Source organism: Pontibacter sp. HJ8, from assembly GCF_054824225.1.
In genome coordinates, this window is record NZ_JSYF01000373.1 from 1 (window position 1) to 3156 (window position 3156).

Annotated in this window: 1 protein-coding gene; it reads left to right on the forward strand. The window is 52.2% G+C overall.

Features of this window, described 5'->3' with window-relative positions; genetic code table 11:
* Positions 1–385: 385 nt before the first annotated feature.
* The gene (locus tag OB13_RS15760; protein WP_461491134.1) at positions 386–3088 is read left to right on the forward strand and encodes a D-alanine--D-alanine ligase family protein; all 2703 of its coding nucleotides are present in this window, start codon (positions 386–388) and stop codon (positions 3086–3088) included.
* Positions 3089–3156 lie beyond the last annotated feature (68 nt).

Below are 3156 nucleotides of genomic sequence, written 5' to 3' on the forward strand. Positions count from 1 at the left end.
GCGTAGCTCTGAGGGGCAGGGGTGGTTGGACCCGGTATAGCCAATACATGAACTGTTCCAACTGTAGAAGTGCCTGCTATCAAACTTCTCCCGGTCGTTGGGTGGAGCGCTGACATGCTGGGAAATAAAAGGGAGCATCAGGGCAGTGCAGGGAGGTTGCTACTCCATAAAAGCGTATTGGCTCTAAGCGTATGCCTCCCCTAAAAGCATCCTTAGAAAAACCAGATTACACCAGACTATTGATGATCTAACATCGAATTATGGCAATAGTCAACTATACTGGATACTGAAACCATCATAAAACCTGTTTTTACTATGTATTTCAAAATGCTTCCAGTATCTTTTGCCCCTTAAATTACCCGTGTATTTGTTACCTTTGCAGACCATGAGAGTAGGAATAATTTTCGGTGGACCGTCACGTGAGCGTGAGATATCCTTTGCTGGCGGCCGTACAGTATACGACAACCTGGACAAGGCCCTGTTTGAGGCCGTTCCGGTATTTGCAGACAGTCTGGGCAATTTCATCCTGCTGGACTGGCAGTACATCTACAAAGGCACGATCCGGGACTTTTACCCGCCCGTAGAAGTGTTGCCGGAGAGCGAGCACGGGCTGCAGATATACCTGGAGTCTATGGGGGAACTGAGCCTGGAAGAGCAGGATCGTATCATTGCCAAGGCGGGCAAGCGCCTGTTGCCGCATGAGTTTCGCAATCACTTTGACTTTGCTTTCCTGGCCTTGCACGGGCCTTATGGGGAAGACGGCAGCATACAGGGGCTGCTGGAATGGTACCATATTCCTTACTCCGGCTCCGGTATACTTCCTTCCGCTATAGGTATAGACAAAGCCGCGCAGAAGGAAATGCTCCGCCAGCATGGCTTTCCGACCCCCGACTACCGCAAGGTACAGTATGCCGACTGGAAAAATCAGGAAAACCGCCGGCAGCTATTTGAGTCGCTGGTAGCTGACCTGGGACTTCCGCTGGTGCTCAAGGCCCCTCACCAGGGTTCCTCCATCGGTGTTTCCATCGTCAAGGAGCACAATTATGCCCAATTTGAGCAGGGCATGGACCGTAGTTTCTTTACTAAGAATATATACAAGGTAACTTGGAAGGCACTGGGTGAGGAGAAGCAGGTGGCCAGCATGAAACAGCTGGTAGATATCCGGGAAGGGATCGGTATGCCGGTTACCCTGGAAGACGGCACCATTCTGTACCATCCCGAAGAGTTGCTGAAGCACATTAACTATACCTTCGAAAACACTTCTGCTGAAATTATTACGCTGACCAGTGTAGAGCATGAGCAGCAGGTGCTGGTAGAAGCCTTTATCAACGGACGCGAATTCTCGTGTATTGTGGTACAGGATGAAGCAGGCAATCCTATTGCATTGCCTCCGACTGAGATCGTGAAGGGCAATGAGGTATTCGATTACCGCTCCAAGTATCTGCCGGGTCTGGCCCGTAAGATCACGCCGATCAACCTGCCTTCGGAGCAAATACAGCAGATTCGCCGCAACTGCAGCAAACTGTTCGTGGACCTGGGCTTCAACGTATACGCCCGACTGGATGGTTTTATTACAGAGGCTGGCGACATCTTCCTGAACGACCCGAACACCACATCAGGTATGCTACCCTCGTCGTTCTTCTTCCACCAGGCGGCTGAGATCGGCCTCAACCCTTCGCAGTTCCTGACTTACATCATTCGTACTTCGGTGTCCGAACGCCTCAAGTCCGGAAAGGATACTGTGACGCTGACGAGGCTCTTGCAGCAGTTGGACAAGGCCATCAAGGAAGAGCAGGCGCACCGGCATGACAAGATTCGGGTGGGTGTGATCATGGGCGGTTATTCCTCCGAACGCCACATATCTGTGGAGAGCGGGCGTAATATCTACGAGAAGCTTTCTTCCTCAACAGAATACGAGCCGCTTCCTATCTTCCTGACAGGCAGCAACGAGGCGCACCGGCTCTACAGCATCCCGATCAACATCATGCTGAAAGACAATGCCGATGATATCAGGGAGAAGATCCAGCATTTTGAGCAGGGAGGCAAGCCGCACCCGGTGCTGCAGGAGATCATCCGCGAGGCAGAAGGCATCACACGCAAGTATACGGGCCGCAGCCTCGAGGAGCCGCAGCGCCTCACCTACAGCCAGCTCAAAAACTTGGTAGATGCGGTGTTCATTGCCCTGCATGGTCGTCCGGGCGAGGATGGTGCTTTGCAGCAGGAGCTGGAGAAGCTCTACATTCCCTACAACGGTTCGGGTATACGCTCTTCGCAAATCACGATCAACAAATACGATACAAACGAGCTGCTGGCAAAACACGGTGTGCCGGTTGCCAAGCACTTCATGGCCATGAAAGAAGAATGGCTGGCTGATAAAGAGGCCTTCTTCCAGGGTATAGAAGCCGCATTCCCGTATCCGTTCATTGCCAAACCGGCAGACGATGGCTGCAGCTCTGCCGTAAAGAAAATAAAGAACCGGGCGGAACTGGAGGCTTTTGCTACCCTGATCTTCCGTGAAATGGAGGAACTGGACACAGACTGTGCCCGTACCCTATCGCTTGGCTTCAAGGAAGAGTTCCCGAATAAAGCCGGCTTCCTGGTCGAGACACTCATCAGCCGGAACGGCGCCAAACATTTCCTGGAAATCACAGGCGGCCTGCTGACCCGGTATAACCCGGATGGCACGGTGGAGTACGAAGTATTTGAAGCATCGGAAGCACTGGCAGAAGGAGAGGTACTGTCGCTGGAAGAGAAATTCCTGGCCGGGGAAGGTCAGAACATCACGCCGGCACGATATGCCGCGGATCCGGTTCGCCGCCAGAAGATATCGGACAAGGTGAAAGAAGACCTGCGGCGCGTGGCACAGATCCTGCAGATCGAAGGGTATGCCCGTATTGACGCGTTTGTGCGGGTCCTTGAGAACGACGAGGTGGAGACGATTATCATTGAGGTGAACTCACTGCCAGGTATGACACCGGCTACCTGTATCTTTCACCAGACGGCCATCAACGGGTATAAGCCCTACGACTTTATCGACCGCATCCTCCGGTTCGGTATCGAGCGTACCAAAATGAAGGCAGAAGCTTAGAAGTTAGAGAGTTTAGGAGTTTAAGAGTTAAAATAGTTTTGAATGAGTGATTGAGTGGATGAGTGAAT

Excerpts from the sequence above, each read along its gene's own strand:
- OB13_RS15760 (WP_461491134.1), top strand. The coding sequence starts at position 386 with ATGAGAGTAGGAATAATTTTCGGTGGACCGTCACGTGAGCGTGAGATA.